This window comes from Cyclobacterium xiamenense, from assembly GCF_009467825.1.
Lineage (GTDB): Bacteria > Bacteroidota > Bacteroidia > Cytophagales > Cyclobacteriaceae > Cyclobacterium > Cyclobacterium xiamenense.
In genome coordinates, this window is sequence record NZ_WIOK01000002.1 from 18,603 (window position 1) to 43,680 (window position 25,078).

The following is a 25,078-nucleotide window of genomic DNA, read 5'->3' on the forward strand; positions in this document are numbered from 1 at the left end:
AGCACATGAAACCTATTCGCATCAATACCCGGTATAAAAAATTGCTGGCAGATACCATCACTCCGGTGAGTATTTACCTGCAAATTCGGGATAGGTACCATAATACCATCCTGTTGGAAAGTTCGGATTACCATGGAAATGAAAACAGTTATTCCTACATCTGTTGTGAGCCGATCGCCTCTTTTTCGCTGATTAATACCACAATCCGGCAATCGTTTCCAAATGGGCAGACCAGCCTCCGGGAGCTGGCAGCGGGGGAAAAGGTAATGGATGCCTTGCGGGCATTTTCCAATACCTTCCAGGAAGAGAAACTCGATTTCAAGTTTATCACCAACGGCTTGTTTGGCTACATTCAATACGATGCGGTAAGCCAGTTTGAAGACATCGATTTGCAGAATACGGAAACATCCCAGACGCCCCTGATTCACTATGCAGTGTACAAAAACATGATCGTGGTGGATCACTTTAAGAACGAACTGCACATCTTTGAACATTACCTGGAAGAAGAACCGGGGGAATCGGGTATCGCCAAAATCGAAATGATTCTTAATAATAAGAACATTCCGAGCTACGATTTTAAATTGGACGGGGAGGAACGCTCCAACTACACCGATGGAGAGTTTTTGGAGATTCTTGCCAAAGGGAGGGAGCATTGCTTCCGGGGAGATGTATTCCAGATTGTATTGTCACGGGCATTTTCCACCGGGTTCAAGGGAGATGAATTTAACGTGTATCGGGCACTGCGTTCCATAAACCCTTCTCCGTATTTGTTTTATTTCGATTACGGATCGTACAAGGTTTTTGGGAGTAGCCCCGAAGCGCAGATTGTGGTAAAAGGCAACAAGGCCACCATCTATCCCATCGCGGGTACGTTTAAACGTACCGGTAACGACGCCGCCGATGCGAAACTTGCCATCAAGCTGTACGACGACCCCAAAGAAAACTCGGAGCACGTTATGTTGGTGGACCTTGCCAGAAATGACCTCAGCCGTTCGTCCGAAAAAGTAAACGTGGAGGTATTCAAAGAAATTCAGTACTATTCACACGTAATTCATCTGGTATCCAAAGTAACCGGTGAGTTGCCCGAGGGAGCCAATCCACTTCAATTGGTGGCAGATACGTTTCCAGCCGGTACCCTTTCGGGAGCACCCAAATACCGGGCCATGGAGTTGATCGATTCCCTTGAAAACAAGGCCCGGAGGTTTTACGGTGGCGCCATCGGCTTTCTGGGTTTCAACGGGGATTTCAACCATGCCATCCTGATTCGTTCCTTCATCTCAGAAAACAACCAGTTGCGCTTTCAGGCAGGAGCAGGGGTGGTGGCCAAGTCTTCTATCGAAAGTGAACTTCAGGAAGTCAGCAACAAGCTGGAAGCTTTACGGGTAGCACTGAAGTCTGCCGAGGCGATTTAATTTTTATACGAAAACAACAGACAATGAAAATACTGGTACTGGATAATTACGATTCCTTCACCTACAATCTGGTCTATATTCTCCGGGAATTGGGATGCGAGCTGGACATTTATAGAAACGACAAAATCAGCCTGGAAGCGGTGAATCACTACGACAAAATCCTGTTGTCACCCGGACCCGGCATTCCTTCGGAAGCCGGTATCATGCCCGAACTGATCAAGAAATACGCACCTACCAAGGACATACTGGGGGTCTGCCTGGGTCACCAGGCCATCGGTGAGGCCTTTGGGGGAGGATTGATAAACCTGAGCGAAGTCGTGCATGGAGTGGCCTCCAAAGTACGTATTCAACCGGACGCCTTATTCAAGGGACTGCCTGAGTTTTTTACCGTGGGGAGGTACCACAGCTGGGTCATTGACGAAACGCTGCTACCTTCGGAGCTGGAAGTTATTGCCAAAACCCCCGACGGCCAAATCATGGCCGTCAGGCACAACAGCTACCGGGTCAAGGGCCTGCAATTTCACCCGGAAAGCATTCTGACCGAACATGGCGTAGAGATCATCAAAAACTGGATTGACGGAGAATAAACGATTGGACAATGAAAGATATTCTGAATCACCTGATTGAACACAAAACCCTGAATAAGGAACAGGCGAAAGGGGTCCTGAAAGAAATGACTTCCGGAGAGGTCAACCAAAGCCAGATGGCTGCCTTTTTGACTATATTCATGATGCGTAGCGTTCGTGTAGAGGAGCTGATGGGATTTCGAGAGGCCATGTTGGAACGGTGCATTCCGGTGGATATTCCCGAATACGGCGCCATCGATCTTTGCGGTACCGGAGGCGACGGCAAAGATACCTTTAATATTTCCACGCTGGCTTCCTTTATTGTGGCTGGTGCGGGACAGCCGGTCGCCAAGCATGGGAACGTGGGGGTGTCCTCGGTTTGTGGCTCCTCCAATCTGCTGGCCCATTTTGGCTACGAGTTTACCAACGACCCGGACAAACTAAAAAGCAGTCTGGATCGGGCCGGAATCTGTTTTCTGCACGCGCCGTTGTTTCATCCCGCCATGAAATACGTAGGGCCGGTACGCAAGGAGTTGGGTGTAAAGACGTTTTTTAACATGCTGGGCCCGATGGTGAATCCCAGTTTTCCAAAAAAACAACTGGTGGGGGTCTTTAGCCTGGAACTAGCCCGTTTATACGGGTACCTTTACCAAAACAACGAGGTGCAGTTTAGCATCCTGCACGCACTCGACGGCTACGACGAAATATCCCTCACCGGTGACCTAAAGTGGATTTCCAATGGGGGAGAGCGCGTAGTTAGCCCAGGGGAACTTGGTTTTGAAACCCTATCTCCGGAATCCATCGTGGGAGGCAGTACCGTGGAAGAATCCGCCAAAATCTTCCTGGAAATCCTGCAAGGGAAAGGCAGCCCGGCACAGGATGCCGTGGTGATCGCCAATGCCGCTGCGGCGCTGCTGACCGCCAAGCCGGAATGGACCTTTTTAAAAGCAAAGGAAGTGGCGACCGAAACCCTTAAAAACGGTACGGCTTTTTCCGTGTTCAAGAAATTAGTCGACCCCCAAACGTCTATTACAACGAGTTGATATGAATATACTGGATACCATTATTGCCCGTAAAAAAGAAGAAGTAGCGGAGAAGAAGGCACTTTACCCCGAAAAATTGCTGGAAAAAAGCCTGTTCTTTGGAAGCCCGGTGGTTTCCATGAAAAAATACGTGAGAGACCCGGAAAAAACCGGAATCATCGCCGAATTCAAAAGAAAATCTCCCTCCAAAGGGTGGATCAATCCGAGCGCATCCGTCGAAAAAACCACCATCGGATACATGCAAGCAGGGGCTTCTGCACTGTCCGTATTGACCGATAGCACCTTTTTTGGAGGATCAGAAGAGGACCTGAAACAGGCGCGAAAGTTCAATTATTGCCCCCTCCTCCGTAAGGATTTTATGGTGGACGAATACCAATTGATCGAATCCCGCTCATTGGGAGCAGACTGCATTTTATTGATAGCAGCCGCGCTATCGGCCCAGGAAATCAGGAAACTGGCGGCTTTCGCCAAGGACCTGGGGATGGAAGTGTTGCTCGAAGTCCATAATCGGGAGGAACTGGACGCTTCACTAAACGAATACGTCGACCTGGTGGGGGTGAATAACCGTAACCTGAAAACCTTTGAGGTAAGCGTGGAAACTTCCCTGGAGTTGATTCAGCGCATTCCTGAATCCTACGTTCGGATTTCGGAAAGCGGACTGTCTGAGCCGGCTACCCTGGTGCAGTTAAAGCAGGCGGGTTTTGACGGATTTCTTATTGGTGAAAACTTCATGAAAACCATCCGACCCCATCAGGCGGCGTACAATTTTATGAATCATTACCGGAAATTACTGAAACCTGTAACCGAAGCAAAGAACCCGTGATTATCAAAGTCTGTGGAATGGCCGAACCCGCTAATATTCGGGGACTTGTGGACCTACAGCTGGTAGACTGGATGGGTATGATATTTTATCCCCCTTCCCGGCGATACCTGCCAGGATTCCAGGTAGCCCCGGAATTTTACCGGAACATTGTCCTGCCGAAAGTAGGGGTGTTTGTCAATGCCAGTGCTGCGGAGATACAGGAGGCAGCGACCACCTATGGGCTGGATCGCGTTCAACTTCATGGAGACGAAAGCCCGGAGCAGGTCAGAGAGGTCAAACAGCAAACAGGGCTGCCGGTAATCAAAGTATTGCGGATCGGTGCGGATTGGGCCTGGGAGGGGCTCGAAAATTACGAAGAGCCGGTGGATTTTTTTCTCTTGGATACGGATGGTCCTTCCTACGGAGGTACCGGGCATCGATTTAATTGGGGAATCGGTAAACAATATCCCTTCCACAAACCGTTTTTACTGAGCGGTGGCATTCAGGAGGATCATGTGGACGAATTGGTGGATCTGTACCGCTCCTGTCCGCAGATGGCGGGAATCGATATCAACTCAAAATTTGAGCTGCGACCGGGAGTAAAAAACCTGGACCTGATCCGGATATTTGCCAGCAAAATCAGACAACAACTTGAAAAAACGAACGAATAAATGGAAAGAGCGATGATAAAAGTAGACGAAAATGGATTCTATGGGCAGTTTGGGGGTGCCTTTATCCCAGAGATGTTGTATCCCAACATCGAAGAACTACGGGAGAATTACGAAGCAATCATGGCCACTCCTGCTTTTCGGCAGGAATTTGATTCTCTCCTCAAAGATTACGTGGGCAGACCCACCCCTTTGTTTCTGGCGCAACGGTTGTCAGAAAAGTACGGGGCCAAGATCTACCTGAAGCGAGAGGACCTTTGCCACACGGGCGCACACAAGATCAACAATACCGTGGGACAGATCATACTGGCCAAAAAACTAAACAAAAAGCGTATCATCGCCGAAACCGGTGCCGGTCAGCATGGAGTAGCCACGGCTACGGTCTGCGCCCTTATGGGGATGGAATGTACGGTATACATGGGAGCGGTGGACATGGAGCGGCAAAAGCCCAACGTGGAGCGCATGCGCATCCTGGGTGCCAAGGTGGTGCCCGCCAATTCCGGAAGCAAGACCCTAAAAGATGCCACCAACGAGGCCATGCGTCAATGGATCAACAATCCGGTAGATACGCATTACATCATTGGTTCCGTGGTCGGGCCGCACCCCTATCCGGAAATGGTCGCCCGCTTTCAATCCGTGATTTCGGAGGAGATGAAGTGGCAACTCCAGGAAAAAGAAGGCAGAGAAAACCCCGATCTCGTGATTGCCTGCGTGGGAGGAGGAAGCAACGCGGCCGGTTCGTTTTACCACTACTACAACGAGCCTTCGGTTCGTCTGATTGCCGTAGAAGCAGCCGGAATGGGCATCACTTCAGGCAGGTCGGCCGCCACTACTACTCTCGGTAAACCGGGTATTCTGCATGGGAGTAAAACACTGCTGATGCAAACCGATGACGGTCAGGTAGTGGAACCGCATAGTATTTCGGCAGGGCTGGACTATCCGGGGATCGGGCCGGTACACGCCCACTTGTTTGATTCCGGTAGGGGAGAGTTTGTGGCCGTAGAAGACGAGCACGCCATGCAGTCAGGAATCGAAGTGAGTCGTTTGGAGGGCATTATTCCGGCCATCGAATCGGCCCATGCGTTTTCCGCTCTGAATCAGATCCACTACGAGCCAACCGATGTGATCGTCATTAATCTCTCGGGCAGGGGAGACAAAGATTTGGAAACCTACATTAAATGGGGAAATTACTAGCAGTTATGAATCGTATAGACGAATTATTTAAACAAAAAAAGGAGCGTATTTTATCCATCTATTTTACGGCAGGGTTTCCGCAACTTGACGATACGGTGTCGATCATGGAGGCCATACAGGCGGCGGGGGCTAATATCATTGAGATAGGGGTGCCCTATTCGGATCCCATAGCCGATGGTCCCACGATACAGGAAAGCAATAACCAGGCCTTGAAGAACGGCATGACCCTGAAGGTTCTTTTTGAACAATTAAAGGGGTTTCGGGAACGCATACACATCCCGGTGATTCTCATGGGATACCTAAACCCCGTGGTGCAATACGGCATGGAGGCCTTTTGTAAAACCTGCAAGGAGGTGGGCATCGACGGGCTAATCTTACCGGATTTACCCATGCAACAGTACCTGACAGAGTACAAGCATACATTCGATGCCTACGACTTGCGCAATACCTTCCTTATTTCTCCCCAGACTTCGGAAGCCAGAATCCGTCAAATAGACCAGCACACGGATGGATTTATTTACATGGTTTCTTCGGCCAGCATCACCGGAGCGAAAAAAGAGGTGAGCCCGGAACAAATTGCCTATTTTGAGCGGGTGAAGGCCATGAACCTGAAAAATCCCCGCTTGATAGGCTTTGGAATCTCCGACAAGCCTTCCTTCCAAACAGCAGCTGCCCATTCGCATGGGGCTATCATCGGCAGTGCCTTTATCAACGTACTACGCGAATCAACAAATTTAAAAGAGGACATTCAGGAATACATTCAAGGAATACTAGCATGATTATTCAGCTCAAACAAGACATCCCTTCCGTACAAAAAGAAACCCTGATCGAGAAAGTAAATGGGTTGGGCTACACCGTCACGGAAGTGAAAACGCAGGTAGGCGCTTACCTGATCGGCATTGGGAAGAAAGCATTTGATATCCGAAAAATCGGTGCGTTGGATGGGATTCAGGACATTCACATCGTTTCGGACGAATACAAACTGGTTTCGAAAAAATGGAAAGTCAAGCCCACCAGCATCGACCTGGGCGATGGCATTGCGATCAAAGATGGCGACATGGCCATCATTACCGGGCCCTGCTCCATCGAGTCGGAGGAGCAAATCGTAAAGGTGATCGAACACATGAAGGAAAATAACCTGACCATGATGCGGGGAGGGGTATTTAAACCCAGAAGCAGTCCCTATGCGTTTAGAGGATTGGGCATGGAAGGGCTCAAGCTTTGGTACCGGTTGGCGAAAGAGGCCGGCATTAAGATCGTGACGGAAGTCATGCAGGTGTCCCAAATCGAAGAGATGTATGACTATGTGGATGTATTTCAAGTTGGGGCGAGAAACACACAAAATTTCAATTTGTTGGATGAATTGGGTAAGGTGGATAAGGCCGTTTTGATAAAACGGGGCATTTCCGGTACCATAGAGGAATTGTTGCAATCCGCCGAATACGTGTTTTCCGGAGGAAACGAGAAACTGATCCTCTGCGAACGTGGCATCCGTACCTACGAAAAAGCCAGCAGAAACACCTTGGATCTAAACGCCGTTCCTATTCTTAAATCCAAATCGCACCTGCCGGTGGTGGTGGATCCCTCGCACGGTATTGGTATCCGTGAATTTGTACCTCAAATGGCGCTGGCAGGCGTCATGGCAGGAGCAGATGGCATCATTTATGAATCCCACGAAAACCCCGATAAGGCCTATTCGGACGGACAGCAGACACTTAATTTTGCGCAAAGTTCCCTGCTGGCCGAGCAAATCCGGAAAATATTTGCCATGAGAAAAACCTTCGACCTGTTGTAGCAGACCTGCGCAATGTGGATCGTCCTTGAAACCGAAAAATAAAGGTACCATGGAAACAGAACGGGAATTTATCCGTTAGCTAATTGAAGGGAAGAGCCCCACTGAAAAAATAATCGCCGCAGTTAGTTAGGTAAACGCCCTGTCGAAAATCCCAGATGACTACCATGACCGATTCACCATCGCCGACCAATTTTTCCGACCCACGATTGAAACCCCTGCATCAGGAATACGGGGCCTACACCTCGGAGGATTTTCAGGTGTGGAAAATTCTTTTTGAACGGCAATACAAAAACCTACCCGGAGCAGCGTCTCGCAAGTTTTTGGAAGGACTGGGCATAATCGGTTTTACAGCCCACCGCATTGCCAACTTTGCGGAGGCAAACGAGCGGTTGGGAGCCGCTACCGGTTGGTCCATCCAGGTAGTTCCCGGATTGATCGATGACGATTTGTTTTTTGGCTTGCTGCATCAGCGCCGGTTTCCGGCGTCTACCTGGCTACGTTCGTTGGAGCAGTTGGATTATTTGCAGGAACCGGATATGTTTCACGACGCCTTTGCCCACCTGCCCTTGTTGACTGACCCTGCCTACGCGCGGTTTTTACAAGATTTGGCAGGGATTGCATTGAAGCACCTGGACAACCCCCTGGCGATCGACCTACTTTCCAGGGTCTACTGGTATACCATCGAATTTGGGCTGATCCGGGAAGCTGGACAGGTAAAGGTTTATGGTGCGGGTATCCTTAGTTCGGCAGGCGAGACGCAGTTTTCCCTTTCCGACGAGCCCCGTCACCTGCAATACGATGTGGAGGAAATCCTGAATACGCCCTATTGGAAAAACAAATTTCAGGAGAGGTATTTTATCATCGATAGTTTTGAAGACCTCTACACGTCCATTCCATTGATTGAAGAAAAATTGGGCGAACTTCTTGAGAAAGCAGGTTAAATTTCGAAAGATTTTCAGTATTCTTGGTTTGGAAACCTAATGCGACCAAACCAGTAGCCTTCGTATGCGCGTCTCAATTAAACTTCTATTCTTGCTTATTTTCGTAATCTGGCCATTTATGGGACAGCTATTCGCCCAGCAAAGCAGGGTTTTGGATATTTACCTGGCCATTGGGCAGTCCAATATGGCAGGCAGGGCTGTCGTTCCGCCCGACCTTTTGGCTCCCCTTGAAGGGGTCTTTTTATTTACCGGAGCGGATTGGGTTGCCGCCACCAATCCGCTCAATATCCACTCCACCATCCGAAAAGATAGCAGCATGCAACGGCTGAGTCCCAGCTACGGTTTTGCCAGAAAGATGCAGGAGTTGCAGGGAAGCAAAAACCTGGGCCTTGTCGTCAATGCCAAAGGCGGAACGGCCATTGAGGAATGGATGCCTGGTACCCCCTTCTTCAGGGACATGCTGCTTCGCGCTCGGCTTGCCGCCAAGGATGGAACGCTCCGTGGGGTGATTTGGCATCAGGGTGAGTCCAACGCAGGCAAACCTGACCGGTACCTGGAGCAGCTGGGGCAGTTCATTACCGCTTTGCGGGATTCGCTTTCATTGCCCGATCTGCCCTTCGTCGCTGGTCAGCTTTCGGAGGACAAGGACATTCGAAAACCCTTCAACGAACGATTGCTGGAGCTCCCTAAAAGGATTCCTCACACCGCGGTGGTTCGGTCCTACGGTACCGCTACCTTTGATAGCACCCATTTTGACAGTCCCAGTCAGGTTTTATTGGGAGAACGATATGCCGAAAAAATGAACCAACTTCTGGAAAAAAATCATGGCCGGCACGAATTTGCGTTCGGACTTATTGCCGATGTGCAATACGCCGACGCAGCGACGGCAGGAAAAAGAAATTACCGGGGTACGCTGACGACACTGCAGCAAACCATTCCTTTTTTGAATGCGTTTGAACCGGAGTTTGTCGTAAGCCTTGGAGATTTGATTGACCGGGATTTTGCCAGTTTTGATGCCCCGCTTGGAATCCTGGAGGGCGTCAACGCTCCCATGCATCACATTTGGGGTAACCACGACTTTTCGGTTGCGGATAGCCTCAAAGCAAAGGTGGGGGAGAAGCTGGACAACCCTACCGGTTACTACTCCTTCGAAAAGGGGGGGCTGATTTTTTTGGTAGTCAATGGTATGGATATTAGTCTGGAAGGACATCCGGAGGGAAGCGAAAATTACCAAAAAGCCAGTGAATGGATGGCCCGATTGGAGTCCTCGGGTGCCAACAATGCCAAACCCTGGAACGGCGGTATTGGCGAGGAGCAACTGAATTGGTTGGTTTCGAAAGTGAACGAAGCCGAGGAATCCGGGAAAAAGGTACTGGTATTTTGCCACTACCCGCTGCTTCCCGAAAATGGCCTTCATCTGCTCAATAGCCGGGAGGTATTGGCAAAAATTGGTCCTTCTCCGGCCCTTGTCGCCTGGATTTCCGGACATCATCACGAAGGTAACTATGTACAAGACGATCAGGGCACGCATCACCTTACCCTTCGCGGAATGGTGGAGGCACGGTCCCCGGCCATGGGGGCGGTGGTTCGGGTGTATACAAATAAATTGCTTATTCATGGCATCGGTGACGAAGTAGACCGTGTGCTGGAATTCAAGTGATTATCCCGATTAGCTGGTTATTTTCCAAAATGGGGCCGGAACTTTCCAAAATTCGTACTGGATAAATTTTTATATTAGCGATCTAAATAAAAAACCATGTACACCCGTTTCGCCAAAGTGTTTTATTTTCTTTCCCTGGGGTTGTTCCTGTTCCTGCTACTATACGTCTATGCCGCACTTCCCGAGTTTGCCACCTATGCCGTAAACGATGCGGGCATGCCGCTAAAGCAGGTTAGCAGAAACAGTTTCTTCTACGCCGCCATCGGGGTATTTTTGGTTGTAAACCTGGCCTTGATCGTACCGGCGAAACTGATGGAAATGAAACTGAGCAATTCACTGAATCGCTTGTTTCCCGTGGGGGATGTGTACCGGGACAAAATGTTGGCCTGGCTGTTCTCCTTTATTGCCGTTGCCAATCTGGCCACAGCGGTACTGGTTTTTTACATACACAGCATCAGCAACCAAAATGTCATCAGCAGTTCAGAGTATAATTTCTTTTTTTACCTGGCTCCAGTATTGATGCTGGTGTGGGTAGCCCTTCTTTTTTTCCTGATCGCCGGGAAAATAAAACAGGTGAAGTCAGGAAACATCCTAAGTTGAATTACGGTATTTTATGGCAGCAAACGCAAATTATACAGAAGACAGCATCAAATCCCTTGATTGGAAGGAACACATTCGCCTGCGACCCGGCATGTATATTGGGAAGTTGGGGGACGGCAGTGCACAAGACGATGGTATCTACGTGTTGGTAAAGGAAATCCTCGACAATAGCATTGACGAACACATGATGGGGCACGGACGCACCATCGAGGTAAAGATCAGTGAGCACAAGGTGGAGATTCGGGACTACGGCCGCGGAATTCCCCTGGGGAAGGTGATCGATTGCGTGTCAAAGATCAATACCGGGGGCAAGTACGACTCCGGCGCCTTTCAAAAATCAGTGGGCTTGAACGGCGTGGGTACCAAAGCGGTAAATGCCCTCTCGGAAAACTTCATGGTCCAATCCTATCGGGAAGGCGAGTGCAAAGTGGCACGCTTTCAAATGGGGGAATTGATCGAAGATCGGAAAATCGAAAAAACTTCCGAGCGGAACGGTACCCGGATTGTGTTTTCGCCGGATGCGAGCATTTTTAAAAATTACCATTTCATCCCCGAATACCTGGAAAACCAGATTTGGAATTATGCTTTTCTGAACTCCGGATTGACCATCAACTTCAACGGGGTGAAGTTTTATTCCCAAAACGGCCTGCTGGATCTGCTGGATCGGAAAGTGGACGACGATAGCCGCAGGTACCCCATCATCCACCTGAAAGGAACCGATATCGAAATGGCCCTCACCCATTCCAATCAATACGGGGAGGAATATTATTCTTTTGTCAACGGACAGTTTACCACGCAGGGAGGCACCCACCTGGCAGCCTTTCGCGAGTCCATCGTGAAGTCGGTTCGGGATTTTTTCAAGAAAGACTACGATGCCTCCGATATACGGCAGAGCGTGGTAGCAGCCATTGCCGTCCGGGTGCAGGAGCCGGTCTTTGAATCGCAGACAAAGACCAAACTGGGCTCCCAGAGCGTGGGGCCGGATGGACCGACCCTCCGGACCTTTGTCAATGATTTTGTCAAGGTAGAACTGGACAATTACCTGCACCAAAATCCCGACACAGCCAATGCCTTGCTGAAGCGAATCCTTCAGTCGGAACGGGAGCGAAAGGAAATTTCGGGCATCAAGAAACTGGCCAATGAACGGGCCAAAAAAGCAAACCTGCACAACAAGAAGCTACGGGATTGCCGGGTGCACTACGACGACCCCAAGGCGGATCCCGAAGTTAAAGACGGAACCATGCTCTTTATCACCGAGGGCGATTCGGCTTCCGGATCCATTACCAAATCCCGGAATGTGCAGACCCAGGCGGTCTTCTCGCTTCGCGGCAAGCCGTTGAACTGCTACTCCATGACCAAAAAGGTGGTGTACGAAAACGAAGAATTCAACTTGCTGCAGCATGCCTTGAATATCGAAGACGGCATCGAAAGCCTGAGGTACCGAAAGATCGTCATTGCCACGGATGCCGATGTGGACGGCATGCATATTCGGCTATTGATCATGACATATTTTCTTCAGTTTTTTCCCGATTTGGTGAAAAACGGCCATTTGTACATCCTAGATACCCCGCTTTTTCGGGTACGAAACAAAAAAGAAACCATCTACTGCTACACCGATGAGGAGCGGCAGCGGGCCATTCATAAGCTGGGAAAGGCGGCTGAAATCACCCGTTTCAAAGGGTTGGGTGAAATTTCACCCGAAGAATTTGGCACGTTTATCGGGGAGGATATTCGGCTGGAACCCATCATTCTCAACAAGGAAACCAAAATTGCGGACTTGTTGAGTTTCTACATGGGAAAAAACACCCCGGACAGGCAAACCTTCATCATTGATAACCTAAAGATTGAAAAGGACATTGTCTTCGACGACCCGGCAGTAAAATCAGCTGAAGAAGAGGAGGTGGTTGAATAAAGGATGACCAAGCACATCATTCCATAGCGGATGCTTGTTTCATTTTTTATGAAATAAGTACATGTATGTCATTCTGTTCGGAATAAAATTTATTTCTGTAAAAAACCGAATCGAATGAATTACATCCTAGTGGCAGCTAGTAGTGAAAGTGGGGAATTTGCAGATCTTGCCAACGTAGCCCGTGTTTTTTCGCACGTAGTTGACGCATGCAAGCGAGTGAATAAAGAGGAGATCCTTTCTCCATTGACCATCACGTTGGGTGATGAATTTCAAGGGATCGTAAAAGTAAGGCGTGTTTCATTTACCGGATCATTACCCGGTTTGGGAAAAATAGATGGAAAGCGGAGGAAGAAATTTACTTAAGGTACGCGATGTAGCGGGGAAAAATTGAAACCGAGATCAATAAAAAGAGTAGCTCACGGGATGATGGAGCCTTCGTTAGCCGATGCGAGAAATCGGTTGATGCGCTTGAAAGAGAAAGGCGATCTCTTCGCCCTCGAAGGAGAAATTGACGATAGCGGAATAAAAAGCTTTCAACCAACCTGTACCTTTCGATTGTCAGGAATTGGCATTGGAGAGATAAGGCTTTAATTTCCGGTTTTTTGGAGTTATGTGAATAAATTATGAGTGATAACGATACAAACCCCGAAAACGGGGACAAAAGCTTACACGATTCGATTCCGGTTACCGGAATGTATAAGGATTGGTTTTTAGATTACGCTTCCTACGTGATTCTGGAACGAGCCGTCCCAGCCATCGAAGACGGGTTTAAGCCCGTGCAGCGGCGGATTCTCCATGCCATGAAGGAAATGGACGATGGACGGTTCAACAAGGTGGCCAACATCATCGGGCAATCCATGCAGTACCATCCGCATGGAGATGCCTCCATCGGGGATGCCATCGTGAATCTGGGGCAGAAGGATTTGTTGATCGAAACGCAGGGCAACTGGGGAGACGTGCGGACCGGTGATGGGGCTGCAGCGGCGCGGTATATCGAGGCCCGGCTATCCAAGTTTGCGTTGGAGGTGGTCTTCAATCCTCAAACCACCGAATGGCAGCTGTCCTACGATGGCAGGAAAAAAGAGCCGGTCACCTTACCGGTAAAGTTCCCCTTGCTACTGGCGCAGGGAGTGGAGGGGATTGCTGTGGGCCTGAGTACCAAAATACTCCCCCACAATTTTTGCGAGTTGATCGATGGTTCCATTCAGATCCTGAAAGGAAAAAAAACCAACCTGTTGCCGGATTTTAATACCGGCGGCCTGGCTGACTTTTCCGAATACAACGAAGGCCTGCGAGGCGGGCGCATCAAGGTACGGGCAAAAATCGAAGAGGAGGACAACAAAACCCTCCTGATCAAAGACATCCCCTACGGGACCACCACCAATTCCGTAATCGAATCCATTATCAAAGCCAACGATAAAGGTAAGATCAAGATCAAAAAAGTGGTGGACAATACCGCCAAAGACGTGGAAATTCAGGTGCAATTGGCCCCCGGGCAGTCACCCAACATGACCATTGACGCCCTGTATGCCTTCACCGACTGCGAGGTCAGCATTTCTCCCAATGCCTGCGTGATTATCGAAGAGAAGCCCGTGTTCCTGACGGTTAATCAGATCCTGGAGTACAACACCCGGCAAACAAAGGCCTTGCTCAACCGGGAACTGGAAATCCGCAAGGGGGAGTTGATGGAGAAATTGCTGTTTTCTTCCCTGGAAAAAATATTCATAGAAAACCGGATTTACCGGGATATCGAGGAATGCGAAACCTGGGAAGCCGTCATCGAAACCATCGATCGGGGATTGGACCCATTTAAGCCGGACTTTTACCGGGATATTACCCGTGACGATATCATTCGCCTGACAGAAATCAAGATCAAGCGAATTTCAAAATTTGATACCTTCAAGGCGGATGAGTTGATGCGCAAGCTTCAAGAGGAACTGGAAGAAGTAAACCACCACCTGGAAAACCTGACCGATTATGCCATTCAGTATTACAAAAACCTGCTGAGTAAATACGGAAAGGGAAGGGAACGAAAGACCGAAATTCGGACCTTTGATACCATTTCCGCCAATGTAGTGGCGGCAAACAATGCCAAATTATACATCAATCGGGCCGATGGATTTATAGGTCACGGACTGAAAAAAGACGAATTCATCTGCGACTGCTCCGACTTGGACGACATCATCGTTTTCCGCAAAGATGGGGTCTGCCTGGTTACGAAAATTCAGGACAAGGTGTTTGTCGGTAAGGATATTGTCCACGCGGCCGTTTTCCGAAAAGGGGACGAACGCATGGTGTACAATCTGGTGTATCTGGAAGGAGCCTCGGGCAGGGCGATGATCAAGCGCTTTCAGGTGCTGAGCGTAACCCGAGACCGGGAGTACGTCCTTACCAAGGGCACCAAAGGCTCCCGAATTTTATACTTCACTGCCAATGCCAATGGCGAAGCGGAAATCATTACCGTCTACCTGACCGCAGGCAGCAAGGCGCGGGTCAAGGTATTTGATTTTGATTTCAAGGATATTGAGATCAAAGGCCGGGGTGCCCAGGGAAACATCCTGACCAAGTACCCTGTTCGGAAGATTCAACTCAAGATGGAAGGTGTTTCCACCCTGGGGGGATTGGACATCCATTACGATCCAGCCGTGGGTAGGCTCAATACCGATGGGCGGGGCAAATGGGTGGGTAACTTTCTGGGCGAAGACAAGATCATCGCGTTTTTCAAAGATGGCAGTTACGAGTTGACCAATTTTGAGCTAACCAACCGCTTCGACCAGGAAAATTTGCTGCATATCGAAAAATTCGACCCGGAAAAAGTGGTTTCCGCTATCTATTATGATGGGGCCAGCAAGAACCACTACGTCAAGCGATTTTTAGTAGAAACGTCTACTCTGAACAAGGAATTTAATTTCATTTCCGACCATAAGCAGTCTCGTTTGACGGTAGTCACCACCGATAAGCAGCCACAGGTAAAGGTGAAACTCCAGAAAGGCAAGGAAGTGGACGAAAACGTATACGATATGGACATGCTGATCGACGTGAAGGGCTGGCGGGCTGTAGGCAACCGGCTAAGCAACCACACGGTAAAAGCCATAGAACTAGTGGCATCCCCTGATAAAAAAGGGAATGGCTCGGATGATAGCCTTTCCGTTGGTTCCACCGTCAAATTTGATCTGAAGAAAAAGCGTGAGGGGGACGACGACGAAGATGAAGATAAGGAACAATTGGGCTTGTTTTAATTAGCTTTTCCTCTCGCTTCGTTTTCTGGGAGCTAAAAAGAATGGGTGAAACATAGGAATAAGCACAAGATCACACGCAGCCATGGCTAATTATACGCTTGGCAGGCACAAAAGTCGGAATTGACCTGTTATACTCCCGGAAGGCTTTCCCATATCCGGCGAACGAAGCGCAGCAAAAAAAACCAATTCCTATTTTGTCTGATCCACACGTATCCAATACACGACAAAATATTGAAGAAAAGAAAAGGACCATAAAAAAACAGAAGCATACTCCACTCTCGCTAAAATCGGGGCTTTAGCAGCAATCGATCAGAGGATGATGATATCCTTGGTGATGCTTCCGAGTATCTGATGCGGCAATTCGCTACCGAAGGCGGAAGAAGCAGTTTGGAACTAGTAGCTCCCCTTCAGTTATACCGTTATTGGTTAGATAATCCCCCTGCCATGACTCAGATCAACAAGCAATCCATCCCCCATTATTCCCGTCTCCGGGATAAGGTTTGTTTCCCCTTTTATTTACCCTCCCGAATGTGCATATTTGCAGTCCGTTAAAAAACACCTGTTTGTAAAGGTGAAAACAAATCGAAAGCGCACGCATGTCACACTCTGAAAATGAAATTAATGTAACCTTTCCCGACCAGTCGGTACGGGTTTTTGAAAAAGGGGTCACCGGACTGGATATCGCCATGAGTATCAGCGAGGGTCTGGCCCGAAACGTCCTGGCCGCAAAGGTCGACGGGGAGGTCTGGGACGCCACACGCCCGATAACAAAGGACGTGAGCATTGCCCTGCTAACCTGGAACGATAAGGAAGGGAAATCCACTTTCTGGCATTCCTCCGCCCACCTGTTGGCCGAGGCGCTGGAGGCGCTGTATCCCGGGATTAAATTTGGCATTGGACCGCCCATCGAGCAGGGGTTTTATTACGACGTGGATTTTGGTGAGCGAACCCTGGAAGGTGCGGAGCTGGAAAAGATTGAAGCCAAAATGGTGGAATTGGCCCGGCAGAAAAACGCATACGTTCGGAGCGAAATTTCCAAGCAGGATGCAGTAAGCTATTACGAAACCAAGGGCGACGAATACAAGTTGGACCTGCTCGAACGGCTGGAGGACGGTACCATCACGTTTTACAAGCAGGGGGAATTTACCGACCTCTGTCGGGGACCACATATTCCGCATACCGGTTTTGTAAAGGCCGTCAAGCTGCTCAATATCGCCGGAGCCTACTGGCGAGGGGACGAGCACAACAAAATGTTGACCCGTATTTATGGCATCACCTTTCCCAAAGCCAAGGAGCTGAAGGAATACCTGGAAATGCTGGAAGAGGCGAAGAAAAGGGACCACCGCAAGCTAGGCAGGGAACTGGAATTGTTTACCTTTTCGGAGAAGGTAGGGATGGGCCTGCCCCTGTGGTTGCCCAAGGGAACATTGCTTCGCGAACGCCTGGTTAGCTTTTTGAAAAAGGAGCAGGACCATTCGGGCTACCAGCAGGTGATTACCCCCCATATCGGTCACAAGGCCTTGTACGAAACCTCCGGGCATTACGAAAAATACGGCAAGGATTCTTTTCAGCCCATCACCACACCCCATGAGGGTGAGGAGTTTTTGCTCAAGCCGATGAATTGCCCCCACCACTGCGAAATATACAAGAGCAAGCCCCGGTCTTACAAGGATTTGCCGGTGCGGTATGCCGAATTTGGCACCGTGTATCGGTACGAACAGAGCGGGGAGCTGCATGGATTGACCCGCGTCCGTGGATTTACGCAGGACGATGCACATATCTTTTGTCGGCAGGATCAGGTGAAGGAAGAGTTTATCAAAGTTATTGATTTGGTATTATACGTATTCAAGGCCCTGGGCTTTGACGATTATACTGCACAGATTTCGCTGCGTGATCCGCAAAACAGCGAAAAGTACATTGGTGGAGAAGCTGCCTGGAACAAGGCTGAGGCCGCAATCATCGAAGCTGCAGGTGAGAAAGGCTTGCAGACCGTTACAGAATTAGGAGAGGCGGCCTTTTACGGGCCAAAGCTCGATTTTATGGTTCGGGATGCGCTGGGAAGAAGTTGGCAATTGGGTACCATACAGGTAGATTACCAGTTGCCGGAGCGTTTTGAATTGGAATATACCGGTTCAGACAACCAAAAACACCGGCCGGTAATGATTCACCGGGCACCTTTTGGCTCCCTGGAACGTTTTGTGGCCGTATTGATTGAGCATTGTGCGGGCAACTTCCCCTTGTGGCTGGCACCTGAACAGCTGGTGATTCTTCCTATTTCGGAAAAATTCGCTGATTACGCCGAAAAGGTGAAGCTATTATTGGCCGATCAGGGCATTACCGGAGACATTGATCACCGGGACGAAAAGATTGGGCGAAAAATCCGGGATGCCGAAGTCAAAAAGATTCCGTTTATGGTGATTGTGGGCGAGAAAGAACAGGAAGAAAATAAGATTTCGCTGCGAAAACACGGGGAGGGAGACATCGGTAGTTTTGAATTGGAAGCCTTTGTCGGCTACTTCCAGGGAATCATTAAGGAATCATTGAATAAATAACGGTATAATAATTTGTTGATTTTTAATATTTAAAAAATTATTAGATATTTGCAGATTCAAACTTTAAACAACAACCATAACTATTTTGAGAGGAAAAAGAACGTATACTCCGAGACAAGAGGAACCATATAGGGTAAATTCAAAAATCCGGGCCAGGGAAGTCAGGGTTGTGGGGGATTTTGTAGAAGGTGGAAATGCCGTCATGGCGACGGATAAGGCCATCGCACTTGCCCAGGAAAATGGTCTTGATCTCGTGGAAATTTCTCCTTCCGCTGCCCCACCTGTTTGCAAGGTGATTGATTATGCCAAGTTCAAGTACGAACAAAAGAAAAAGCAGAAAGAAATCAAGTCCAATGCGGCAAAAACAGTAGTTAAGGAAATACGATTCGGTCCCAATACAGACGACCACGATTTTGATTTTAAACTAAAGCACGCCATTAATTTCCTCAAGGATGGCGCTAAAGTTAAAGCCTACGTGCATTTTGTGGGACGAACCATTGTGTTTAAAGAGCGGGGAGAAATGTTGCTGTTGAAATTTGCCCAGGCCCTGGAGGATTACGGGCAGGTGGAGCAGCTTCCCAAGATGGAGGGCAAGCGAATGAATATCTTTGTCTCTCCCAAAGCTGGAAAGAAATAAGTTAACTAATAGATAGAGGGTAATGCCAAAAGTAAAAACCAAATCAAGTGCAAAGAAAAGGTTCAAGCTTTCTGCTACCGGAAAAATCCGGAGAAAGCATGCATTCAAAAGCCACATTCTGACCAAAAAGTCCACCAAGAGGAAGCGAAACCTTACCAAGTGGGGTGTCGTTCACGAAACGGACGAGGGTCGGGTAAAAGCAATGCTACGAATCTAATCGATTCCATTCAGGTTATTTAATTCACACCAGGCCTTTGGTTGACTAAGACTTGCCTGCCAACGCAGGGAGCGCCAACGGCCAAAAACGAAAACAATCATGCCAAGATCGGTAAATGCAGTGGCTTCCAGAGCCAGAAGAAAAAAAGTATTAAAAGCGACCAAAGGCTACTTTGGAAGAGGGAAAAACGTCTGGACGGTAGCTAAAAACAAGTACGAAAAAGGACTTCAATACGCCTATAGGGACAGAAAAGTCAAGAAAAGAGAATTCCGCGCATTGTGGATTCAGCGGATCAATGCAGGTGCTCGTCAGTACGGCATCAGTTATTCCCAATTCATGGGTATGCTGAAAAAATCCAGCATTGACCTAAATAGAAAAGTATTGGCCGATTTGGCCATGAACCACCCGGAGGCTTTCAAAGCAGTGGTGGAAAAAGTGAAATAAATCAGGTATTGACCGGATACAAAAAAACCCTCATGCGAGGGTTTTTTTGTATCCGGTTATTGCGAAGAAGCGTTACTTTTTTGAAAATTTCAGTATATTACTTTTCCTTACGTCGCGAGGGTGTCGGGTTACGTACACCGAGTGGCAGTATAACCAACCAGCCCTGTTCAGAACGGAACCGGGAAAAGCCAAATGGCAGAAATTGAAATCGGGGAAATTTTGCAACAAGGAATAGAAGATACTATCCTGCCTGTCTTGCGGTAATCGACAAGATAAAAAAAAGGTCTCTTGGAAGAGACCTGTCGTGTGTAGCGAGGAGGGGAGTTGAACCCCTGACCTCAGGGTTATGAATCCTGCGCTCTAACCATCTGAGCTACCTCGCCAAAAGGGAATGCAAATATGTGAGGATAATCCTTGAATTGCAAATTGAATACCTAAAAAAAATTACTTTTTACAACCAGAAACAGAATGGCCATGCAGAAAATTAAGTTTGTTTCAGACTACCAGATTAATACTTCCAAAAAGATCATTTATCCCTACTTAAGTACGGCTAGCGGGCTGGCACAGTGGTTTGCAGACGATGTGGTCATCAATGAGGACAAGGTATACAACTTCATTTACGACGGAGAAAACCATTATGCACGACCAGTGATCATGCGGATCAACCATCACGTTAAGTTCGAATTCTTTGACCCCTCGGATGAGGAAGAAGTGGATACCGACCACCCATTCATTGAGTTTAAATTGGAGGAAAACGAGCTTACCCAAACCTTTTACCTACGCGTGATCGAATACGGAGATGCCTACGACGAACAAGAGCAGCGATCGATCTGGGAAGGCCTGATCAACGGCCTAAAGGAAATTATCGGCGGATAAGCAGCAAAATTATTCTTTTTTGTGACATAATATGCTCAATTTTGTTTCGTCTTTAAGGAAGTAAGGCGTTTCATGAAAAAATTAGATAAACTCATCCTGGGTTCTTTCCTGGGTCCCTTTTTGTTGACCTTTATCGTGGTGGATTTTATTCTGCTGACGGTAAACATGCTCAAGTATTTTGATGAAATATTTGGGAAAGATCTTCCCTTTATGGTCTACATGGAGTTAATCGGCTATTTTGTGATCAGCATTTCTCCCATGGCGCTCCCCCTTGCGGTCTTGCTTTCTTCCCTGATGACCTTCGGTAACCTGGGCGAGCATTTTGAGCTAACAGCTATAAAAAGCAGCGGTATTTCGTTGCTTCGGGCCATGCTTCCCATCGGGGTATTTGTGGTGTTCTTGTCGGTTTTTGCCTATTTGTCGAATAACTACCTGGTCCCTCGGGTAAACCTGAAAACCTTTAGCCTGCTGTACGACATCCGGAAGAAATCACCCGCACTGGATATTAAAGAGGGCGTTTTTTACAACGGGATTCCTAACTACAGCATCAAGGTAAACCGAAAACTGGATGAGGTGCGGCTGGAAGACGTGCTGATATATGACCATACCCGGGGGCAAGGCAACTTACACCTTATCACGGCGGATTCCGGACGGATGGAACCCTTCTTTAACGAGCGTTACATGATGCTGACTCTGTACCACGGTAACAGCTATCAGGAGGGGCAAAGCCAGCGTGGTATCAAAGACAAGCCGGTTGCCTTTAGCAGAACCCAGTTTGAGACCAACCAAATGGTGTTTAGCCTGGACGCGTTTGACATGAAAAGGACACCGGAAAATCTTTGGTCCAATAGCAAATCCATCAAAAATATTGGCGAGATCCGGGTGGATCTGGACTCCATGGACAGGGAATTGAACCATTGGTATTTTTTCAATTTTGCCAATACCGAAGCTTCTTACAATTATTTTGGCAGAACCCGGGAGTTAAATCCACCGAAAGCGATTGTGGATAAGAAAAACGAATCCGACTCCCTGCGGAATTTGAAATACAAGGAGGAAAACGAAAATAATGAAAACGGCGTACCCCTCGACACGGCCCGCACCAGCGCCGATACGACCGCAAGCCCTACCCGGTCTGCCAGGCCAGGAAGGGACAGTTCCGCGATACAAAGGAGCCCCGAAACAAAAGTAACCGCATCCATGGAGCAGCAAGGCAATGCCCCGGATACGGTGGCCACCCAAAATCGACGTCAATTAGCCCGTTCCGGCCAGAGAGATACCCTTCGCAGCGATACATCGAACGCCGCCGGTAGTGTCAGGGCTACGGCACCCGACCTGCGGCGCATCAACCAAAATGCCGCGGCAAGCACGCCTAACAGTCCAGCACCGGTGGTCAGCCTAAGCCCCGAGCAGCAAAAGACACTGGATTCCGTGCGCAACACGCCGCGGTACCAGACTTCGCAGGCTACCGTCGGACTGACCGCTGCCCGCAATATTAAAAACAACTTCACCACCAACAAGGCCCGTATAGCAGAGGTGGAAAGAAATTACCGGGTATTTAAAGTAGCCTGGTACCAAAAATACACCCAGTCCCTGGCCTGCTTTGTCTTGTTTATGATAGGGGCGCCTTTGGGGGCCATTATCAAGAAAGGCGGCTTGGGCATGCCGGTACTCCTGTCCATTATTTTCTTCATCATGTATTACATGTTGACGATAACGGGCGAAAAGTGGGCGAAGGAAGGCTTGTCGGATACGTTATTCGGGACGTTCTTTTCCAATTTAGCCCTGATACCTTTTGGGTTATTTTTTCTGCGACAAGCAAGAAAGGATGCCCGCCTGTTCGAACCGGATTTTTACCAGGGGATTTGGGACAAAGTGGTAAAAGGGGTCGGGCGGTTTCGGCCACAAAAAAAGTTAAAAGAAGATATTTTATAAATTGGAATAAAACAGCTACCTTTGTCTCTGTTTTAAAAAAATTACCATCATATTTGACTAAGCATGTATTTAGCGAAAGAAGAAAAAGTAGAACTATTCAAGAATCATGGTCGGTTGAAGTCAGAAGTGGATACGGGCTCTCCCGAATCACAAATTGCCCTGTTTACCTACAGGATCAAGCACCTGACGGAACATTTAAAGACCAACAAGAAAGATCATTCATCCCGAAAAGGACTTTTGAAGTTGGTAGGTAAGCGACGGCGTCTGCTGAATTACCTGGTGAAGATCGACATCGAACGCTACAGGGCTGTTATTGCAGACCTGGGTATCCGTAAATAACAACACGTGGGGTTCCCTATTTCAGGGAACCTTACTTTTTTGCTACCTCCTAGTATTAAGCCTTACTTTTACAACTATACACGTTACCGAATCAAAAATTTATGTTACCAAATGTAATTTCAAAAACCATCACCCTGGAAGACGGCAGGGAGATCATCCTGGAAACGGGTGCCCTGGCCAAACAGGCCGATGGAGCCGTGGTGGTTCGTATGGGTAAAGCCATCTTATTGGCCACCGTAGTTACCAAAAAAGAAGCCGGAGAGGGTGTGGATTTTCTGCCCATGTCCGTAGATTATCAGGAAAAATTTGCAGCATCCGGGAAGATTCCCGGCGGATTTCTGAAAAGAGAGGGAAGGCTGTCCGATTACGAAATCCTGATCAGCCGAATGGTAGACCGGGCCATACGTCCGATTTTTCCGGACGACTACCATGCCGATACCAATATCAGCATCACCCTCATGTCATCAGACGAAGACATCCTGCCGGATTGCCTGGCCGGATTGGCCGCATCGGCCGCCCTCGCGGTGTCCGATATCCCCTTTAATGGCCCCATATCGGAGGTTCGTGTAGCCAAGATTGATGGCAAACTCTGCATCAATCCCAAGCCTTCCGATCTGCAAAAAGCCAGCATGGAACTGATCGTAGCCGGCTCGGAGGAGTTTATCCTGATGGTGGAAGGCGAAGGCGACGAGATTTCGGAGGACGAAATGGTAGAAGCGCTTCAATTTGCCCACGAGGAGCTGAAGCGGCACTGCCAGGTGCAGAAAGAGCTCACCAAGGCGGTCGGAAAAGAGCAAAAGCGGGAATACAGCCACGAAGTAAACGACGAGGCGCTTTTTGAAAAAATGAAGTCCGAGTTGTACGATAGCTTGTACGAAGTCGTGAGTCGTCAGATTGCCAACAAGCAGGAGCGTTCCGACCTCACCAAGGCCATCAAAGAAGGCTTTGTGGAGAGTTTGGGTGAAGAGCACGAATACGACGAGTCCCTCATTGGACGTTATTTTGGCAAAATCCATAAGGAAGCCGCCAGAAATTTCACCTTAAACGAGAAGAAGCGTTTGGATGGTAGAAATCCGGATGAGGTGCGACCCATTTGGTCGGTGGTAGATTACCTGCCATCTGCGCATGGATCGGCCATTTTTACCCGGGGAGAAACCCAGTCCATCACCACCTGTACCCTGGGTACCAAACTGGACGAACAAATGGTCGATGGGGCCGTACTTTCGGGGTACAACAAGTTTTACTTGCACTACAATTTCCCCGGGTTTTCCACGGGAGAAGTAAAAATCAACCGCGGTCCCGGTAGACGGGAAGTAGGGCACGGTAACCTGGCGATGCGGGCACTGAAAAAAGTGCTGCCTCCCGAGGCAGAAAACCCCTACACCATACGCATCGTATCGGATATTCTGGAATCCAATGGATCCTCTTCCATGGCGACAGTTTGCGCCGGTTCGCTTGCCTTGATGGATGCGGGTATTTCCATCAAAGCACCCGTGACAGGGATTGCGATGGGAATGATTTCCGATGCCAAAACCGGGAACTATACCATCCTATCCGATATCTTGGGCGATGAGGATCACCTCGGTGACATGGATTTTAAAGTAACCGGTACGGCCAAAGGCATCACCGCTTGCCAAATGGACCTGAAAGTAGAAGGGCTCGATTACGAAGTATTGAAGGAAGCCCTGTATCAGGCCAGAAAGGGAAGACTTCACATCCTGGATGAGATCAATAAGACACTCGCTGCCCCAAGGCCGGAGTTCAAACCCCATGCGCCGAGATCCTTTAACATGCAAATACCCAAGGAGCTTATTGGAGCAGTCATTGGTCCAGGTGGAAAAGTGATTCAGGAAATCCAGAAAGATACGGGTGCTACCATCATTATCGAAGAAGTGGATAATGTGGGTAAAATTAACGTTTTCTCCAATAATCAAGATTCCATGGACGGAGCCGTCGCCCGCATCAAGGCGATTGTGGCCCAACCGGAAATTGGCGAGGTATATACCGGAAAAGTGAAAAACATCATGCCTTTTGGAGCATTTGTTGAGTTTATGCCCGGCAAAGACGGGCTGCTGCACATCTCCGAAATCAAATGGGAGCGACTGGAGTCCATGGATGGCGTGCTGGAATCTGGCGAGGAAATTGCTGTGAAACTAATCGACGTCGACAAGAAGACAGGGAAATACAAGCTTTCCAGGAAAGCCTTATTGCCCAAGCCGGAAAGAAAAGAAAAATAAGCTGAATGTTTC

Annotated in this window: 23 protein-coding genes and 1 tRNA gene; 23 read left to right on the forward strand and 1 reads right to left on the reverse strand. The window is 48.6% G+C overall.

Features of this window, described 5'->3' with window-relative positions; genetic code table 11:
- The first annotated feature begins 5 nt into the window (after nucleotides 1-5).
- The 19 genes from GCU44_RS01500 to rplT all read left to right on the forward strand — a co-directional run bounded on the left by GCU44_RS01500 (nucleotide 6) and on the right by rplT (nucleotide 19,682).
- Nucleotides 6-1,412, forward strand: a complete 1,407-nt coding sequence (locus GCU44_RS01500) for an anthranilate synthase component I family protein (RefSeq protein ID WP_154852859.1) — start codon at nucleotides 6-8, stop codon at nucleotides 1,410-1,412.
- A gap of 23 nt (nucleotides 1,413-1,435) precedes the next feature.
- The gene (locus tag GCU44_RS01505) at nucleotides 1,436-1,999 is read left to right on the forward strand and encodes an anthranilate synthase component II (protein ID WP_154852862.1); all 564 of its coding nucleotides are present in this window, start codon (nucleotides 1,436-1,438) and stop codon (nucleotides 1,997-1,999) included.
- A gap of 11 nt (nucleotides 2,000-2,010) precedes the next feature.
- The gene (gene trpD / locus GCU44_RS01510; RefSeq protein ID WP_092175252.1) at nucleotides 2,011-3,021 is read left to right on the forward strand and encodes an anthranilate phosphoribosyltransferase; all 1,011 of its coding nucleotides are present in this window, start codon (nucleotides 2,011-2,013) and stop codon (nucleotides 3,019-3,021) included.
- Between the two features lies 1 nt (nucleotide 3,022).
- Complete coding sequence (gene trpC / locus GCU44_RS01515; protein WP_154852866.1) at nucleotides 3,023-3,844, forward strand: indole-3-glycerol phosphate synthase TrpC; 822 nt, start codon at nucleotides 3,023-3,025, stop codon at nucleotides 3,842-3,844.
- Nucleotides 3,841-4,494 (forward strand): phosphoribosylanthranilate isomerase, encoded by a 654-nt coding sequence (locus GCU44_RS01520; RefSeq protein ID WP_154852868.1) that lies wholly within the window; start codon nucleotides 3,841-3,843, stop codon nucleotides 4,492-4,494. The genes trpC and GCU44_RS01520 overlap by 4 nt, the downstream gene beginning before the upstream one ends.
- A gap of 12 nt (nucleotides 4,495-4,506) precedes the next feature.
- Entirely contained in the window at nucleotides 4,507-5,685 is a 1,179-nt protein-coding gene (gene trpB, locus GCU44_RS01525; RefSeq protein ID WP_092176061.1) for a tryptophan synthase subunit beta, read from the forward strand.
- Nucleotides 5,686-5,690: 5 nt separating this feature from the next.
- Nucleotides 5,691-6,464, forward strand: coding sequence for a tryptophan synthase subunit alpha (trpA, locus tag GCU44_RS01530; protein WP_154852871.1), 774 nt, complete (start codon nucleotides 5,691-5,693; stop codon nucleotides 6,462-6,464).
- Nucleotides 6,461-7,480, forward strand: coding sequence for a 3-deoxy-7-phosphoheptulonate synthase (aroF, locus tag GCU44_RS01535; protein ID WP_154852874.1), 1,020 nt, complete (start codon nucleotides 6,461-6,463; stop codon nucleotides 7,478-7,480). The genes trpA and aroF overlap by 4 nt, the downstream gene beginning before the upstream one ends.
- A 164-nt stretch (nucleotides 7,481-7,644) precedes the next feature.
- Nucleotides 7,645-8,421 carry a phenylalanine 4-monooxygenase gene (locus GCU44_RS01540; protein WP_154852877.1) on the forward strand — a complete coding sequence of 259 codons (777 nt, stop codon included), beginning with the start codon at nucleotides 7,645-7,647 and terminating at the stop codon, nucleotides 8,419-8,421.
- A 118-nt stretch (nucleotides 8,422-8,539) separates the two neighbouring features.
- On the forward strand, nucleotides 8,540-10,081 hold the full coding sequence (locus GCU44_RS01545; RefSeq protein WP_161993878.1) for a sialate O-acetylesterase: 1,542 nt from the start codon (nucleotides 8,540-8,542) through the stop codon (nucleotides 10,079-10,081).
- A 96-nt stretch (nucleotides 10,082-10,177) separates the two neighbouring features.
- On the forward strand, nucleotides 10,178-10,681 hold the full coding sequence (locus tag GCU44_RS01550) for a DNA topoisomerase IV (protein WP_092175272.1): 504 nt from the start codon (nucleotides 10,178-10,180) through the stop codon (nucleotides 10,679-10,681).
- Between the two features lie 13 nt (nucleotides 10,682-10,694).
- Nucleotides 10,695-12,593: a DNA topoisomerase IV subunit B gene (locus GCU44_RS01555; RefSeq protein ID WP_092175274.1), complete on the forward strand. Its 1,899-nt coding sequence runs from the start codon at nucleotides 10,695-10,697 to the stop codon at nucleotides 12,591-12,593.
- A gap of 114 nt (nucleotides 12,594-12,707) precedes the next feature.
- Entirely contained in the window at nucleotides 12,708-12,956 is a 249-nt protein-coding gene (locus GCU44_RS01560; RefSeq protein WP_154852883.1) for a hypothetical protein, read from the forward strand.
- 60 nt (nucleotides 12,957-13,016) lie between these two features.
- A complete protein-coding gene (locus GCU44_RS01565; RefSeq protein ID WP_154852886.1) occupies nucleotides 13,017-13,184 on the forward strand; it encodes a hypothetical protein in 168 nt (55 codons plus the stop codon).
- A 32-nt stretch (nucleotides 13,185-13,216) separates the two neighbouring features.
- Nucleotides 13,217-15,832, forward strand: coding sequence for a DNA gyrase/topoisomerase IV subunit A (locus GCU44_RS01570; RefSeq protein ID WP_154852889.1), 2,616 nt, complete (start codon nucleotides 13,217-13,219; stop codon nucleotides 15,830-15,832).
- Nucleotides 15,833-16,428: 596 nt separating this feature from the next.
- Nucleotides 16,429-18,384, forward strand: a complete 1,956-nt coding sequence (thrS, locus tag GCU44_RS01580) for a threonine--tRNA ligase (RefSeq protein WP_154852892.1) — start codon at nucleotides 16,429-16,431, stop codon at nucleotides 18,382-18,384.
- An 85-nt stretch (nucleotides 18,385-18,469) separates the two neighbouring features.
- On the forward strand, nucleotides 18,470-19,021 hold the full coding sequence (infC, locus tag GCU44_RS01585; protein WP_092175293.1) for a translation initiation factor IF-3: 552 nt from the start codon (nucleotides 18,470-18,472) through the stop codon (nucleotides 19,019-19,021).
- 22 nt (nucleotides 19,022-19,043) lie between these two features.
- Nucleotides 19,044-19,238: a 50S ribosomal protein L35 gene (gene rpmI, locus GCU44_RS01590; RefSeq protein ID WP_092175295.1), complete on the forward strand. Its 195-nt coding sequence runs from the start codon at nucleotides 19,044-19,046 to the stop codon at nucleotides 19,236-19,238.
- Nucleotides 19,239-19,337: 99 nt separating this feature from the next.
- A complete protein-coding gene (rplT, locus tag GCU44_RS01595) occupies nucleotides 19,338-19,682 on the forward strand; it encodes a 50S ribosomal protein L20 (RefSeq protein WP_092175298.1) in 345 nt (114 codons plus the stop codon).
- 309 nt (nucleotides 19,683-19,991) lie between these two features.
- Here the strand turns inward: rplT and GCU44_RS01600 are convergent.
- A tRNA-Met gene (locus tag GCU44_RS01600) sits at nucleotides 19,992-20,065 on the reverse strand.
- A 91-nt stretch (nucleotides 20,066-20,156) separates the two neighbouring features.
- Here GCU44_RS01600 and GCU44_RS01605 point away from each other — a divergent pair.
- The 4 genes from GCU44_RS01605 to pnp all read left to right on the forward strand — a co-directional run bounded on the left by GCU44_RS01605 (nucleotide 20,157) and on the right by pnp (nucleotide 25,066).
- Nucleotides 20,157-20,558, forward strand: a complete 402-nt coding sequence (locus tag GCU44_RS01605) for an START-like domain-containing protein (protein WP_092176064.1) — start codon at nucleotides 20,157-20,159, stop codon at nucleotides 20,556-20,558.
- A 72-nt stretch (nucleotides 20,559-20,630) separates the two neighbouring features.
- The gene (locus GCU44_RS01610; protein ID WP_154852895.1) at nucleotides 20,631-22,490 is read left to right on the forward strand and encodes an LptF/LptG family permease; all 1,860 of its coding nucleotides are present in this window, start codon (nucleotides 20,631-20,633) and stop codon (nucleotides 22,488-22,490) included.
- Nucleotides 22,491-22,553: 63 nt separating this feature from the next.
- Nucleotides 22,554-22,829, forward strand: coding sequence for a 30S ribosomal protein S15 (gene rpsO, locus GCU44_RS01615; RefSeq protein ID WP_092175303.1), 276 nt, complete (start codon nucleotides 22,554-22,556; stop codon nucleotides 22,827-22,829).
- 101 nt (nucleotides 22,830-22,930) lie between these two features.
- Nucleotides 22,931-25,066, forward strand: coding sequence for a polyribonucleotide nucleotidyltransferase (gene pnp / locus GCU44_RS01620; protein ID WP_092175305.1), 2,136 nt, complete (start codon nucleotides 22,931-22,933; stop codon nucleotides 25,064-25,066).
- Nucleotides 25,067-25,078: the final 12 nt, after the last annotated feature.

Coding starts and splice junctions, on each gene's coding strand:
- GCU44_RS01500 (WP_154852859.1), top strand. CDS start 6: ATGAAACCTATTCGCATCAATACCCGGTATAAAAAATTGCTGGCAGAT.
- GCU44_RS01505 (WP_154852862.1), top strand. CDS start 1,436: ATGAAAATACTGGTACTGGATAATTACGATTCCTTCACCTACAATCTG.
- trpD (WP_092175252.1), top strand. CDS start 2,011: ATGAAAGATATTCTGAATCACCTGATTGAACACAAAACCCTGAATAAG.
- trpC (WP_154852866.1), top strand. CDS start 3,023: ATGAATATACTGGATACCATTATTGCCCGTAAAAAAGAAGAAGTAGCG.
- trpB (WP_092176061.1), top strand. CDS start 4,507: ATGATAAAAGTAGACGAAAATGGATTCTATGGGCAGTTTGGGGGTGCC.
- trpA (WP_154852871.1), top strand. CDS start 5,691: ATGAATCGTATAGACGAATTATTTAAACAAAAAAAGGAGCGTATTTTA.
- aroF (WP_154852874.1), top strand. CDS start 6,461: ATGATTATTCAGCTCAAACAAGACATCCCTTCCGTACAAAAAGAAACC.
- GCU44_RS01540 (WP_154852877.1), top strand. CDS start 7,645: ATGACCGATTCACCATCGCCGACCAATTTTTCCGACCCACGATTGAAA.
- GCU44_RS01545 (WP_161993878.1), top strand. CDS start 8,540: ATGGGACAGCTATTCGCCCAGCAAAGCAGGGTTTTGGATATTTACCTG.
- GCU44_RS01550 (WP_092175272.1), top strand. CDS start 10,178: ATGTACACCCGTTTCGCCAAAGTGTTTTATTTTCTTTCCCTGGGGTTG.
- GCU44_RS01555 (WP_092175274.1), top strand. CDS start 10,695: ATGGCAGCAAACGCAAATTATACAGAAGACAGCATCAAATCCCTTGAT.
- GCU44_RS01560 (WP_154852883.1), top strand. CDS start 12,708: ATGAATTACATCCTAGTGGCAGCTAGTAGTGAAAGTGGGGAATTTGCA.
- GCU44_RS01565 (WP_154852886.1), top strand. CDS start 13,017: ATGATGGAGCCTTCGTTAGCCGATGCGAGAAATCGGTTGATGCGCTTG.
- GCU44_RS01570 (WP_154852889.1), top strand. CDS start 13,217: ATGAGTGATAACGATACAAACCCCGAAAACGGGGACAAAAGCTTACAC.
- thrS (WP_154852892.1), top strand. CDS start 16,429: ATGTCACACTCTGAAAATGAAATTAATGTAACCTTTCCCGACCAGTCG.
- rpmI (WP_092175295.1), top strand. CDS start 19,044: ATGCCAAAAGTAAAAACCAAATCAAGTGCAAAGAAAAGGTTCAAGCTT.
- rplT (WP_092175298.1), top strand. CDS start 19,338: ATGCCAAGATCGGTAAATGCAGTGGCTTCCAGAGCCAGAAGAAAAAAA.
- GCU44_RS01605 (WP_092176064.1), top strand. CDS start 20,157: ATGCAGAAAATTAAGTTTGTTTCAGACTACCAGATTAATACTTCCAAA.
- GCU44_RS01610 (WP_154852895.1), top strand. CDS start 20,631: ATGAAAAAATTAGATAAACTCATCCTGGGTTCTTTCCTGGGTCCCTTT.
- rpsO (WP_092175303.1), top strand. CDS start 22,554: ATGTATTTAGCGAAAGAAGAAAAAGTAGAACTATTCAAGAATCATGGT.
- pnp (WP_092175305.1), top strand. CDS start 22,931: ATGTTACCAAATGTAATTTCAAAAACCATCACCCTGGAAGACGGCAGG.